12 protein-coding genes are annotated in these 13,340 nt (G+C 63.0%); 11 read left to right on the top strand and 1 reads right to left on the bottom strand.

What is annotated here, in order from left to right; genetic code table 11:
- The first annotated feature begins 23 nt into the window (after positions 1–23).
- Complete coding sequence (gene gap / locus GH663_RS00525; RefSeq protein ID WP_066881659.1) at positions 24–1,052, top strand: type I glyceraldehyde-3-phosphate dehydrogenase; 1,029 nt, start codon at positions 24–26, stop codon at positions 1,050–1,052.
- Between the two features lie 116 nt (positions 1,053–1,168).
- Here gap and GH663_RS00530 read toward each other — a convergent pair whose 3' ends face one another.
- Positions 1,169–1,729: a hypothetical protein gene (locus tag GH663_RS00530; protein WP_153129806.1), complete on the bottom strand. Its 561-nt coding sequence runs from the start codon at positions 1,727–1,729 to the stop codon at positions 1,169–1,171.
- Between the two features lie 161 nt (positions 1,730–1,890).
- Between GH663_RS00530 and GH663_RS00535 the strand changes: the two genes are divergently transcribed.
- The 10 genes from GH663_RS00535 to xth all read left to right on the top strand — a co-directional run bounded on the left by GH663_RS00535 (position 1,891) and on the right by xth (position 13,338).
- Complete coding sequence (locus GH663_RS00535; RefSeq protein ID WP_153129807.1) at positions 1,891–2,937, top strand: type I glyceraldehyde-3-phosphate dehydrogenase; 1,047 nt, start codon at positions 1,891–1,893, stop codon at positions 2,935–2,937.
- A 19-nt stretch (positions 2,938–2,956) separates the two neighbouring features.
- Positions 2,957–4,141 (top strand): phosphoglycerate kinase, encoded by a 1,185-nt coding sequence (locus GH663_RS00540; RefSeq protein WP_153129808.1) that lies wholly within the window; start codon positions 2,957–2,959, stop codon positions 4,139–4,141.
- Positions 4,142–4,236: 95 nt separating this feature from the next.
- Positions 4,237–5,670, top strand: coding sequence for a pyruvate kinase (gene pyk / locus GH663_RS00545; protein ID WP_153129809.1), 1,434 nt, complete (start codon positions 4,237–4,239; stop codon positions 5,668–5,670).
- A 42-nt stretch (positions 5,671–5,712) separates the two neighbouring features.
- Positions 5,713–6,777, top strand: coding sequence for a class II fructose-bisphosphate aldolase (gene fba / locus GH663_RS00550; RefSeq protein WP_066881651.1), 1,065 nt, complete (start codon positions 5,713–5,715; stop codon positions 6,775–6,777).
- A gap of 63 nt (positions 6,778–6,840) precedes the next feature.
- Positions 6,841–8,133: a DUF3422 family protein gene (locus tag GH663_RS00555; RefSeq protein WP_153129810.1), complete on the top strand. Its 1,293-nt coding sequence runs from the start codon at positions 6,841–6,843 to the stop codon at positions 8,131–8,133.
- 35 nt (positions 8,134–8,168) lie between these two features.
- Positions 8,169–9,101, top strand: coding sequence for a phosphoribosylaminoimidazolesuccinocarboxamide synthase (locus GH663_RS00560; protein ID WP_153129811.1), 933 nt, complete (start codon positions 8,169–8,171; stop codon positions 9,099–9,101).
- Positions 9,102–9,176: 75 nt separating this feature from the next.
- On the top strand, positions 9,177–9,950 hold the full coding sequence (locus GH663_RS00565) for a DUF2189 domain-containing protein (protein ID WP_153129812.1): 774 nt from the start codon (positions 9,177–9,179) through the stop codon (positions 9,948–9,950).
- A 64-nt stretch (positions 9,951–10,014) separates the two neighbouring features.
- The gene (locus tag GH663_RS00570; RefSeq protein ID WP_211371032.1) at positions 10,015–12,069 is read left to right on the top strand and encodes a M3 family metallopeptidase; all 2,055 of its coding nucleotides are present in this window, start codon (positions 10,015–10,017) and stop codon (positions 12,067–12,069) included.
- Between the two features lie 19 nt (positions 12,070–12,088).
- Positions 12,089–12,577 carry a glutaredoxin family protein gene (locus tag GH663_RS00575; protein WP_066881645.1) on the top strand — a complete coding sequence of 163 codons (489 nt, stop codon included), beginning with the start codon at positions 12,089–12,091 and terminating at the stop codon, positions 12,575–12,577.
- Entirely contained in the window at positions 12,574–13,338 is a 765-nt protein-coding gene (gene xth, locus GH663_RS00580; RefSeq protein ID WP_153129813.1) for an exodeoxyribonuclease III, read from the top strand. Before GH663_RS00575 ends, xth begins: the two co-directional genes overlap by 4 nt.
- Positions 13,339–13,340 lie beyond the last annotated feature (2 nt).

The raw sequence follows: 13,340 nt of genomic DNA on the forward strand, positions 1-13,340 counted from the left end.
AATTCAACAGAGAGAGGAATCACATGGCTATCAAGGTTGCAATCAACGGGTTTGGTCGTATCGGTCGCTGCACGCTGCGCGCGATTTACGAACAGGGTCTGCAGAATGAATTCGACGTCGTCGCCATCAACGCCTCCGGCGACCTGGCGACCAACGCCCACCTGCTGAAGTACGACACCACGCACGGCCGTTTCCGCACCAGCGTCGAGACCGAAGGTGAAAACTGCATCATCATCGATGGCAAGAAGATCCCCTTCTACTCGACCAAGAACCCGAAGGACATCAACTGGGCCGACCACGGCGTTGAAGTCCTGCTCGAATGTACCGGCGCCTATACCACCAAGGCCAAGGCTGCCGCGCTGCTTGAGCAAGGCGCCAAGCGCGTCCTGATCTCCGCCCCGGGTGGCGATGACGTCGACACCACCATCGTCGTCGGCGTCAATGAAGGCGACGTCAAGGCCGACATGACCGTCGTTTCCAACGCTTCCTGCACGACCAACTGCCTGGCCCCGGTCGCCAAGATCCTGTCCGACGCAATCGGTATCAAGCAGGGCCTGATGACCACCATCCACGCCTACACCAACGATCAAGTTACCGTCGACGTCCGTCACAAGGACCTGCGTCGCGCCCGTGCCGCTGCCGCCAACATCATCCCGACCAAGACCGGCGCCGCCAAGGCCGTCGGCCTGGTGCTGCCGCAACTGGTTGGCAAGGTCGATGGTTTCGCGCTGCGCGTGCCGACCATCAACGTCTCGCTGGTCGACCTGACCTTCACCGCCGAGCGCGCCACCACCAAGGAAGAAATCAACGCCTTGATGACCGCCGCTGCCAACGGTCCGCTGAAGGGCATCCTCGACGTCAACAACGAGCCGCTGGTCTCTTCCGACTTCAACCACACCACCGTTTCCTCGACCTTCGACGCCACCCAGACCCGCGTCATCAAGGGCGAAGACGGCTCGGTGCTGGTCAAGGTGCTGGCTTGGTACGACAACGAGTGGGGCTACTCCTGCCGCATGCTCGACGCCGCCCGCGCCTGGATGGCCGCCAAGTAACTCGCCGCAATACAAAAAGGGGTCGCAAGACCCCTTTTTTTTCGCCCCGCTCGTCCTCATGAAATGCACGGCCAGCGAAACGCCCCCCCTGAACCAAGCAGTTACTCTGACCTCAATCAGGCAGCCGTGATCATTGCCTGAGTCGTCCCCGCCAGGGCCACCCGGAGGGCATCGGTAGCGACACCACTGCTCTCGCTTGCATCCCGGCCAATCAGTTGGGCAGAAGCAACCTCAGGCCCCGACTCCGGTTTTCGGCCGAGCAGCTGTTCGCGAATACGCTCGTTGATCTTCGCCTCCAACGCCATCCGCTGCTCCGGCGGCATGGCCGCCAGGCTCTCCTCGCTTAGACCCAACTCCTTCAAGACGGCATCACGGATATGTTCGGCCGGGCTTTTTTTCAGGTAGTCGTGCAACTCGGCCAGCGCGACCTTGCGTGCCGCCTCAATGGCTTCGTCCTTTTCCTGCTGAATCTGACTGGCCGATTTTTCAAGCTTGACCTCTTTTCCCTGCTCGGCAGCCGTTGCAGCCTTTTTGAAGACATCAGCAAAATTTTGACCACCCGGCAGCTCAGCCGAGCGCCCACGGCTTGCCGGAAGAGTGCCGGACAGTTCATTGACAATCTGCATGATTCGATCCTTGAAAGAGACAAGATAGAAAAGCAAATAACGCACCAGCATAAAACCGACCGTAAGCCCGGCAAGAGGGTTGGTTTTTCAAAAAGCCCCCGCACTTGCGGCAGATATTGCCGACCGGCTATGCCAATTCGCCACAACAGCGCTCGGATTTACGCTCACAACCTTGTAAAATCACAGGCTTCGATCACTTCGGATTGGCCCGCGTGCCCGGCACCCATCGCCCTCTTCGTCTCGCCATCAACGGCTATGGCCGGATCGGCCGCTGTTTCCTGCGCGCCTTGCTCGAATCGCCGGTCGCCCACAACCTGCAGGTTGCCGCCATCAACGAACCGGCCAATCTGGAAAGCATGGCCTACCTGACGCGCTACGACTCGACCCACGGCCGTTTTCCCGGCCCGGTTGAAGTCGCCGACGGCAAGCTGTTGATCGATGGCAAGGCGATTCGCATCAGCCACACCCGTACGCCGGAAGAAGTCGACTGGCAGGGCATCGACCTCGTTGTCGAATGCTCGGGGGCCTACGGTCGACGCGCCGAACTGAGCCGTTTTCTGCACGCCGGCAGCCCACGCCTGCTGCTGTCGCACCCGGGCGCCAGCGGTGAGGACGTCGACGCCACCATAATCGCCGGCATCAACCAGAACACGCTGCGTGGTGACGAGCACCTGGTCTCCGCCGCCTCGTGCACGACCAACGCCATTGTACCCATCCTCGACCTACTCGACCGCGAGATCGGCATCGAACAGGTGTTGCTGACGACGCTGCACTCGGTAATGAACGACCAGCCGCTGATCGACGGCTACCACCATGACGACCTGCGCCGGACGCGCTCGGCGATGCAGTCGATCATCCCGGTGTCGACCGGCCTGGCCCGTGGCGTCGAGCGCCTCCTCCCCGGCCTGACCGGCCGCGTCCAGGCCAAGGCGATCCGCGTCCCGACGCTGAATGTCTCGGCCATCGACCTGACCATCACCACCCAGCGCCCGGTCTCGGCACACAGCATCAACCGGCTGCTCGCCGACGCCGCCAGTGGCCCGTTCAAGCGCCTGATCGCCTATTCCGAAGCGGCGCACGCCTCGATCGATTTCAATCACGACCCGCATTCGGCCATCGTCGATGGCAGCCAGACGCGGACCAGCGGTACGCATCTGGTCAATCTCTTCGTCTGGTTCGACAACGAATGGGGCTTCGCCAACCGCATGCTGGAAGTTGCCGACCACTGGTCGCGACTCTGGCAACAACAAGATAACTAACCGACCTCTGGAGAAGACCATGAACGTCATCAAACTGACCGACCTCGATGTATCCGGCAAGCGTGTGTTCATCCGCGCCGACCTGAACGTGCCGCAGGACGAAGCCGGCAACATCACCGAAGACACCCGCATCCGTGCCTCGCTGCCGTCGATCAAGTACTGCCTGGAAAAGGGTGCCGCCGTCATGGTCACTTCCCACCTCGGCCGCCCGACCGAAGGCGAACTGAGCCACGAAGACAGCCTGATGCCGGTCGCCGTGCGTCTCGGCCAGATGCTGCACACCTCGGTCCGCCTGATCCAGAACTGGGTCGATGGCGGTTTTGACGTGAAGCCGGGCGAAGTCGTCCTGCTCGAAAACTGCCGCGTCAACAAGGGCGAGAAGAAGAACAATGATGAACTAGCCCAGAAGATGGCCAAGCTGTGCGACGTTTATGTGAACGACGCCTTCGGCACCGCCCACCGCGCCGAAGCGACCACTCACGGCATCGCCAAGTACGCCCCGGTGGCCTGCGCCGGCATCCTGATGGGCGCCGAAATCGACGCGCTGGGCAAGGCTCTGCACGAGCCGAAGCGGCCGCTGGTCGCCATCGTCGGCGGCTCCAAGGTATCCAGCAAGCTGACCATCCTCAAGTCGCTGGCCGGCAAGGTCGACCAGTTGATCGTCGGCGGCGGCATCGCCAACACCTTCCTGCTCGCCTCCGGCAAGCGCATCGGCGACTCGCTGGCCGAAGCCGACCTGGTCAAGGAAGCCCACGCCATCATGGACATGATGAAGGAGCGCGGCGCCGAAGTGCCGTTGCCGACCGACGTCGTCGTGGCCGACGAAGTCTCGGCTCTGGCCCGTGCCAACAAGATCTCGGTCGATGACGTCGCGACCCACGACCGCATCCTCGACATCGGTCCGAAGTCGGCGGTCAAGCTGGCCGAGATCATCGCCCATGCCGGCACCATCGTCTGGAACGGCCCGGTCGGCGTCTTTGAGCTGCCGCAGTTCGCCGGCGGCACCAAGATGCTGTCCTCGGCCATCGCCCACTCCGAAGCCTTCTCGATCGCCGGCGGCGGCGACACGCTGGCTGCCATCGCCAAGTTCCACATCGCCGATGACGTCGGCTACATCTCGACCGGCGGCGGTGCCTTCCTCGAATTCCTCGAAGGCAAGACCCTGCCGGCGATCGCAGTGCTCGAAGAGCGCGCCGCGAAATAAGTCGTAAAACCGCGTCGACCGCCGGCCTCGCCACGAGTCCCGCGGTCGACCTGCGAAAAAGAGCAAAAACCAGTCAAGTTTCAGGGAGAGAAGAGATGTCGCGCCATACCAAGATCGTCGCCACGCTGGGCCCCGCCTCGTCAACGCCGGAAATCCTCGAACGCATGGTCCAGGCCGGCATCGACGTCGTCCGCATGAACTTCTCGCACGGCACGGCCGACGACCACAAGGCGCGTGCCGAAGGCATCCGCGCCGCCGCTGCCAAGCACGGCCGCACGGTCGGCATCCTCGGCGACCTGCAGGGCCCGAAAATCCGCGTCGGCAAGTTCGAGAACGGCAAGATCACGCTGGTCGGCGACGAGAAGTTCATCCTCGACGCCCAATGCACGCTCGGCAACCAGGAACGCGTCGGACTGGATTACAAGGATCTGCCGAAAGATGTCGTCTTCGGCGACATCCTGCTCCTCGACGACGGCCGCCTGAAACTGGAAGTTACCGGTGTCCGCGGCCAAGAGATTCACACCCGCGTCCTGGTCGGCGGCGAACTGTCGAACAACAAGGGCATCAACCGCCAGGGCGGCGGCCTGACCGCCCCGGCCCTGACCGCCAAGGACATGGACGACATCAAGACCGCCGCGCTGATCGGCGTCGATTTCGTCGCTGTCTCCTTCCCGAAAAGCGCCGCCGACATGTACATGGCGCGCCAGTTGTTGCGCGCTGCCGGCAGCACCGCCGTGCTGATCGCCAAGATCGAGCGCGTCGAAGCGATTACCAACCTCGCCGAAATCCTCGATGCCTCGGATGGCATCATGGTCGCCCGCGGCGACCTCGCCGTCGAAGTCGGTGACGCGACCGTGCCGGCGCTGCAGAAAAAAATGATCCGCATGGCGCGCGACAAGAACAAGCTGACCATCACCGCCACCCAGATGATGGAATCAATGATCCAGTCGCCGGTGCCGACCCGCGCCGAAGTCTCCGACGTCGCCAACGCCGTGCTCGACGGCACCGATGCCGTGATGCTGTCGGCCGAAACCGCCGCCGGCAAATACCCGGTCGAAGTCGTCGAGTCGATGGCGCGCATCTGCGTCGAAGCCGAGCGCTCGGCCGAAGTGACGCTCGATCGCGAATTCCTCGACCGCGTCTTCACCCGCATCGACCAGTCGATCGCCATGGCCGCCATCTGGACGGCGCATCATCTCAAGGTCAAGGCCATCGCCGCGCTCACCCAGTCCGGTTCGACCGCCTTGTGGATGAGCCGCCTGAACTGCGGTGTGCCGATTTACGCGCTGACCCCCGATGCCGAATCGGTCGGCCGCATGGTGCTCTACCGCGGCGTCAGCCCGCTTTCGATGAAGCAGCAACACACCGACCGCGACCTCCTGCTGGCCGAAGCCGAGCAACTCCTGATCGATCGTGGTGTCGTAGAAAAAGGCGACCTGATCGCCCTGACCATCGGCGAGCCGATCGGCACTACCGGTGGGACCAATACACTCAAGATCGTCCGCGTCGGCGAACATCAAATCCTTTAAAATAGCCAGATTAACTAAACACGATATCGAACAGGAGTTCCCATGCCGCTCGTCTCCATGCGCCAACTGCTCGACCACGCCGCTGAAAACGGCTACGGTCTGCCCGCTTTCAACGTCAACAACATGGAACAGGTCTGGGCCATCTGCGAAGCGGCCAGCCAGGTCGACGCCCCGGTCATCATGCAGGCCTCGGCCGGCGCCCGCAAATACGCCGGCGAGCCTTTCCTGCGCCACCAGATTCTGGCCGCCCTCGAAGCCTACCCGCACCTGCCCATCGTCATGCACCAGGACCACGGCCAGAGCCCGGCCGTCTGCATGGCCGCGATCCGCTCCGGCTTCACCTCGGTGATGATGGACGGCTCGCTGCAGGCCGACGGCAAGAGCGTCGCCAGCTATGAATACAACGTCGAAGTGACCCGCAAGGTGGTCGAATTCGCCCACGCCATCGGTGTTTCCGTCGAAGGCGAACTCGGCGTGCTCGGCTCGCTGGAAACCATGAAGGCCGACAAGGAAGACGGCCACGGTGCCGAAGGCCACATGACCCGCGAAGACCTGCTGACCGACGTCGAGCAGGCTGCCGACTTCGTCAAGCAGACCAACTGCGACGCGCTGGCCATCGCCATCGGCACCAGCCACGGCGCCTACAAGTTCACCAAGAAGCCGACCGGCGACATCCTCGCCATCGACCGCATCGCCGAAATCCACGCCCGCATCCCGAATACCCACCTGGTGATGCACGGCTCGTCTTCCGTGCCGCAGGAACTGCTGGCCGAAATCCGCGAATTCGGCGGCGACATGAAGGAAACCTACGGCGTGCCGGTCGAGGAAATCGTCAAGGGCATCAAGCACGGCGTGCGCAAGGTCAATATCGACACCGACATCCGCCTTGCCATGACCGGCGCCGTCCGCCGCTACCTGGCAGAGCATCCGGACAAGTTCGACCCGCGCGATTACCTGAAGCCGGCCCGCGAAGCCGCCAAGAAGATCTGTCTGGCCCGTTTCGAAGCCTTCGGTGCCGCTGGCCAGGCGAGCAAGATCAAGGCTGTCGCCCTCGACAAGATGGCCGAGCGTTATGCCAAGGGTGAACTGAACCAGATCGTCAAATAATCGACTTTTTTTGGTACATTCGGAGGCCGCTTCTTGCGGCCTTTTTCTTTTCGAGTCAGCTCCGTGGAATTCACCCAACACCCGCTCCGCCAACGCCTCAACGACGAAGTGCACACCCGCCCGCCGATTCCGCTGGAAGCGCCGGCGCTGATCAGCTACTTGGCCTTCACCCATGACCCGGAAAACCCGCTTGGCGAACGCACCCACATCGGTCTGCTCTACGAACGGATGGGGCTGCCGGTCGAGCCGAGCGCCGAAGCCGCGCATCTGATCATCGACGGCGGCGACTTCCAGCTGAAATGGGAGCAGCACGGCGAATTCTCGACCTACACCTTCTTCACCCAGCCGAAGCAGCCGCCGCAATCGGGTGAAACCGCGCTCGATGCCGCCCCAGCCGACTGGGTGCAGGGCATTCCCGGCCAGGTCATCGCCGCCAGCCACGTCGAACTGTTGGCCGCCGGCTCGATCAGCCCGGAAGAAATGATCGTCAACCTGACCAACAAGGGCGACACCAACATCATTTCGCTGATCGCCGGGCAAGCCGCCTGGATGTTCACCGACTTCCGCATCCACCACGGTTTCTCGCGCTTCACCGTGCTCGACGAGAGCATGGGCAAGCTGCGCACCGGCCGCATCATCCAGCGCCTGCTCGAAATCGAAACCTACCGGGTGATGGCGCTGCTTGCCTTCCCGGTCGCCAAAGCGGTCGGCAAATTGCTCAACCGTGCCGAAGCCGACCTCGCCATGCTGATCGACCGCATGGTCAGCGCCGCCAGCCCGCAGGACGAACGTGCCGTGCTGGCCGACCTGACCCGACTGGCCGCCGAAGTCGAGCACTCGGTGGCGAGCACCAATTTCCGTTTCGGGGCTGCCGCCGCCTACTACCGGCTGGTCCAGCAACGCATCGTCGACCTCAAGGAAACCCGCGTTTCCGGCTACCCGACGATCAAGGGCTTCATGGAGCGCCGCCTGGCCCCGGCCCTGAACACCTGCGCCGCGGTGTCCAGCCGCCAGGAAGACCTCTCGGCCCGTATTGCCCGGACCAGCCAACTGTTGCGTACCCGCGTCGATATCGAACTGGAACGCCAGAATCAGGAAGTGCTGTCGCAGATGAACCGCCGCGCCAAGCTGCAACTGCGCCTGCAGGAAACCGTCGAAGGCCTGTCGGTGGTTGTCCTCACCTACTACGGCTCGCAACTGGTGCAGTATCTGGCCAAGGGCAGCAAGGAACTGCACCACCTGAACACCGACCAGATCACCGCCATTTCGATTCCGGTGATCGCCGGCGTCGTGGCCTGGGGAACTCGCCAGATGCGCAAGAAGCTCGCCGCCGAAGAAGGCGAAGCCGCGCATTAATTTATAATTGTCGTTTTGCTTTCGGGAACATGACCGTGACCGCACCTCTCTTCCAGTCGTCCATCACCAGCCTGCCACTGCTCTCCAAGGGGAAGGTCCGCGACATCTACGCGGTCGACGCCGACAAACTGCTGATTATCACCACCGACCGCCTGTCGGCCTTCGACGTCATCCTGCCCGATCCGATCCCGCGCAAGGGTGAAGTGCTGCAGGCCGTTGCCAATTTCTGGTTTGAAAAGCTCGGCCACATCGTGCCGAACCAGTTGACCGGCATCGATCCGGAATCGGTTGTTGCCGAGAATGAACGCGAGCAGGTGCGCGGCCGTGCCGTCGTCGTCAAGCGCCTGAAGCCGCTGCCGATCGAAGCCGTCGTCCGCGGCTACGTGATCGGCTCCGGCTGGAAGGATTACCAGGAAACCGGCGCCATCTGCGGCATCCCGCTACCGGCCGGCCTGAAAATGGCGGCCAAGCTGCCGGCACCGATCTTCACCCCGGCGACCAAGGCTGAAGTCGGCGATCACGACGAAAACGTCTCCTTCGCCCAGGCCCAGGCCAACTGCGATACAACGCTGGCCGAGGCCCTCAAGGGCACCGGCAAGACCGGCGCCCAGCTCTGCGCCGAAGCCCGCGACGCCGCCATCCGTCTGTACGAGGAAGCTTCGGTTTACGCGGCAACACGCGGCATCATCATCGCCGACACCAAGTTCGAGTTCGGCATCGATGCCGCCGGCACGCTACACCTGATCGACGAAGCGCTGACCCCGGATTCCTCGCGTTTCTGGCCGGCCGACCAGTACCAGGAAGGCAGCAACCCGCCGTCCTACGACAAGCAGTACGTCCGCGACTATCTCGAAACCCTGGACTGGGGCAAGGTCGCCCCCGGCCCGAAGCTGCCGGATGATGTCGTGGCCCGGACCAGCGCCAAATACATCGAGGCCTACGAGCGCCTGACCGGCCAGACGCTGTAAAAAGTACCACGTCATTACGGAACCCGGCCGCCATGGCCGGGTCAAACGGCAGTTCCGCCATTCGAGGAGGCTGCCATGAGACCGCATATCCATCTCCACTTGCCGGGCGTGTCACTGCCGGCGATCCGCCAAGTCGGCTGGGACCGGCCATTTTCCTGGCTGATGGCCGGGGTCGATGACCTCAAGGCGAATCCACTCCCCTCGCTGGCCTACGGCCTGCTGTTCGCTCTGGGTGGCGACCTGATCATCCTGGCCACCTTGCGTTACCCGTACCTGGTAACAGTCGCCATCTCCGGCTTTTTTCTCGTTGCGCCGCTGCTCGCAGCCGGCCTCTACGAATTGAGCCGACAAACCGCCCGCGGCAAGAAGCCGCTGTTCATCGATTCCCTGCGTTGCTACCGGCGCAATGGTCAGTCGCTGGCCATGTTCGGCCTGCTCATCGCGCTTGCCGTCGTCTTCTGGGAGCGCTTCTCGGCGATCGCTTTCGCCCTGCTCGGCCCGACTTCGAGCGGCGATACCGGCATTTTCCTCAGCCGCATCATCTTCAGCGGCGAGCATGACCTCTTTGCCCTGACCTGGCTGGCGCTCGGCGGCCTGCTCGCCCTGCTCGTCTTCGCGCTCAGCGTCATCTCGGTACCGATGATGCTTGATCAGGAGAGCGACTTCGTCACCGCCATGGCGACCAGTCTGCAAGCCTGCCTCGACAACCCCGGCCCGCTACTGCTCTGGGCGGCGATCATCGTCGCCTTGACCCTGGTCGGCTTTGCTACCGCGCTCTTTGGCCTGATCCTGATTATGCCGATTCTCGGTCACGCCTCGTGGCACGCCTATCGGGAACTTGTAGAATAGGCCCATCGCCTCACTATCCGACGGGCGGCCTCGACCGCCCGTTTTTGTTGCCCGGAATACAATAATGACGACTACCAATCCCCTGCTCGATTTCACCGACCTCCCCCGCTTCGACACCGTTCGACCGGAAGACGTCAAACCTGCCATCGAATCGCTGCTGGCTGACGGCCGTGCCCTGATCGAACGCCTGACCGCCGACAGCACACCAGCCACCTGGGCCGATTTCGCCGGCGCCCTGTCCGATGGCCTGGAACCGTTCGGCCGCGCCTGGGGCATCGTCGGCCACCTGCACTCGGTCAATGACATCCCGGCCTGGCGCGAGGCCTACAACGAAATGCTGCCGGACGTTTCGCGCTTCTATGCCGAACTCGGCCAGAACCTCAAGCTGTTCGAGAAGTACAAGGCACTACGCGCCAGCGCCGAGTACGCCACGCTGTCCGTCGAACAAAAGAAAGTCGTCGACAACGAAGTCCGCGATTTCCGCCTGAGCGGCGCCGAACTGCCGGAAGATCAGAAGCCGCGCTTCCAGGCGATCATGGAAGAACTGTCGCAACTGTCGGCCAAGTTCTCCGAGAACGTGCTCGATGCGACCAACGCCTTCGCCGAAATCGTCACCGACGAAGCCCTGCTCGCCGGCCTGCCCGACGACGCCAAGGAAGCCGCTCGTACCGCCGCCGAGAAGGCCGGTGTCGCCGGCTGGCGCTTCAGCCTGCAGGCGCCCTCCTACGGGCCGGTCATGCAATATGCCGACAACCGCGAACTGCGCGCCCGCATGTACCGCGCCTACGCCACCCGCGCCGCCGAATTCACCGACGGCAGCAGCAAGCCGGAATGGGACAACACCCCGGTCATGCAACGCATGCTGGAGTTGCGCCAGGAAGACGCCAGGATGCTCGGCTTCAACAATTTTGCCGAAGTCTCGCTCGCCCCCAAGATGGCTGACACCCCGGCCCAGGTACTGGCCTTCCTGCGCGAACTGGCGGCCAAGGCCAAGCCGTTTGCCGAAAAGGACATCGCCGAACTGCGCACCTTTGCGCAGGACGAACTCGGTCTGGCCGACTTCCAGCCGTGGGATGCCGCCTACGTCTCCGAAAAACTGCTGCAGCAGCGCTATGCTTTCTCGGAGCAGGAAGTGAAGCAGTACTTCACCGAGCCCAAGGTTTTGGGCGGCCTGTTCAAAGTCATCGAGAGCCTGTTCAACGTCAAGGTCAAACCGGACACGGCGCCGGTCTGGCATGAGGATGTCCGTTTTTACCGTCTGGAGACGTCGACCGGCGGACTGGTCGGCCAGTTCTACCTCGACCTCTATGCCCGCGAAACCAAGCGCGGCGGCGCCTGGATGGACGAAGCCCGCTCACGTCGGCGCACCGCCGGCGGTATCCAGAAGCCGATCGCCTATCTGAACTGCAACTTCGCCCGCCCGGTCGGCGACAAACCGAGCACTTTCACCCACGACGAAGTGACCACGCTGTTCCACGAGACCGGCCACGGCTTGCACCACCTGCTGACCCGCGGCGAGGAACTGGGCGTTTCCGGCATCCACGGCGTCGAATGGGATGCCGTCGAACTGCCCTCGCAGTTCATGGAAAACTACTGCTGGGAATGGGAAGTCGTCCAGCAGATGACCGCCCACGTCGATACCGGTGCCCCGTTGCCACGCGAACTGTTCGACAAGATGCTGGCTGCCAAGAATTTCCAGAGCGGCATGATGGCGGTGCGCCAGATCGAGTTCTCGCTGTTCGACATGCTGCTGCATTCCAGCTTCGACCCGGCCGGCTCGAAGAGCGTCATGGACCTGCTCAATGAAGTGCGCCAGGAAGTCGCCGTACTGATGCCGCCCGCCTGGCATCGCTTCCCGAACAGCTTTTCGCATATTTTCGGCGGCGGCTATGGCGCCGGCTATTTCAGCTACAAGTGGGCCGAAGTGCTGTCGGCCGACGCCTACGCCGCCTTCGAGGAAGCCGGCGACCCGTTCGATGCCACGGTCGGCAAGCGCTTCCTCGACGAGATCCTGTCGGTCGGCGGCTCACGCCCGGCGATCGAATCCTTCAAGGCCTTCCGCGGCCGCGAACCCAGTGTCGATGCACTGCTCCGCCACAGCGGTATGATTGCTGCGTAAGCCGTTCAGGGAGAACACCATGCGCCACTTTCTTGTGCTCTGCCTGCTGCTCGCCGGCAGCAGTGCCTTTGCCGAAACCTATCGCTGGCTCGACTCGGCGGGTCGCGTCGTCATTTCCGATACGCCACCACCGGGAAAGACCAAAGCCATCGTCAAGACTGGCGACTCTGCCGAGAGCAGCGACGCCCTGCCCTACGCCGTCAAGAAAGCGGCCGAAGACTTTCCGGTCACGCTGTACACAACGCCCGATTGCGTCAGCGAATGCAAACAGGCGCGTGACTTGCTGAACGGACGCGGTGTCCCCTTCAGCGAAAAAATGCTGCAGAAAGCCGAGGATTTTGCCGAACTGAAGCAACTGGTCGGCGACGCTTTCGTACCCAGCCTCAAGGTCGGCAAGCAAAGCTCGCGCGGCTTCGAAGCCAGCACCTACCACAACCTGCTCGATCTCGCCGGCTATCCAAAAACGGCGCCCTACGGCAGCAAACCCTCGGGCGGGCTAGCCAAGTGAAAATCGCTGCCTGGAATGTCAATTCGCTGAAAGTCCGCTTGCCTCACCTGCTCGACTGGCTGGCCGAAGCCAAGCCCGATGCCTTGTGCCTGCAGGAACTGAAGCTCGAAGACCATAACTTTCCGCGTGCCGAGATCGAAGCGGCCGGCTACCACGTCGCCTTTTCCGGCCAGAAGACCTACAACGGCGTTGCCCTGCTCGCCCGCGAGCCGATCAGCGACGTGCTGGTCGGCAACCCGCATTTCCCCGACGAGCAGAAGCGCCTGATAACCGGCAGCGTCGGCGACACCCGCATTGTCTGTGCCTACATGCCAAACGGCCAGGAAGTCGGCTGCGACAAGTACGACTACAAGCTGCGCTGGCTGGATGCGCTGGCCGTCTGGCTCGGCGAGGAACTGGCGGCGCACCCGAAACTGGCCCTGTGCGGCGACTACAACATCGCCCCCGATGATCGCGACGTGCATGATCCGCAGCGCTGGGCTGACTGCATTCTCTGTTCGCCGCCAGAGCGCGCCGCCTTCCAGCGCCTGCTCGGCCTCGGCCTGAGCGACAGTTTCCGGCTCTTCGAACAACCGGAAAAGACCTTCTCCTGGTGGGATTACCGGATGCTCGGCTTCCAGAAGAATCTCGGCCTGCGCATCGACCATATCCTGCTCTCCCGGCCGCTGGCCGAAAAATGCACGGCGGCCGGCGTCGACCGCGCGCCACGCAAACGCGAACGGCCGTCCGACCACGCGCCGGTCTGGGCCGAAGTGGGCTGATT

It is taken from the genome of Dechloromonas hortensis (assembly GCF_009469765.1).
GTDB classification, from domain to species: Bacteria; Pseudomonadota; Gammaproteobacteria; order Burkholderiales; family Rhodocyclaceae; genus Azonexus; species Azonexus hortensis.